Here is a 422-nt window from a genome sequence, read left to right as displayed (position 1 = left end):
CTCCTGGAAAGCTACGGCGTGGACCAGGTGTTCGGCATCCCCGGCGTGCACACCGTGGAACTGTACCGCGGCCTGGCCCGCTCCAGCATCCGTCATGTCACCCCGCGCCACGAACAGGGCGCCGGCTTTATGGCCGACGGTTACGCGCGCACCAGCGGCAAGCCCGGCGTGTGCTTCATCATCACAGGCCCTGGCATGACCAATATCACCACCGCCATGGGCCAGGCCTACGCCGATTCGATCCCGATGCTGGTGATTTCCAGCGTGCAGTCCCGCAGCCAGTTAGGTGGTGGGCGCGGCAAGCTGCATGAACTGCCGAACCAGGGTGCGATGATGGCCGGCGTGGCGGCGTTCTCCCACACCTTGATGTCGGCCGCAGAATTACCCGCCGTGCTGGCGCGGGCGTTTGCGTTGTTCCAGGC

General features: G+C 65.9%; 1 protein-coding gene. It reads left to right on the top strand.

The annotated features are described in order from the left end of the window. Positions 1-422: thiamine pyrophosphate-binding protein (locus EHH60_RS36940; protein ID WP_245454700.1), on the top strand; the 422-nt coding region annotated here is incomplete at both ends.

This window comes from Bradyrhizobium sp. RP6 (genome assembly GCF_003837805.1).
Classification (GTDB): Bacteria; Pseudomonadota; Alphaproteobacteria; order Rhizobiales; family Xanthobacteraceae; genus Bradyrhizobium.
The sequence above is the reverse complement of the archived record's forward strand: the minus strand, read 5'-3'. Positions and strand labels throughout refer to the sequence as shown.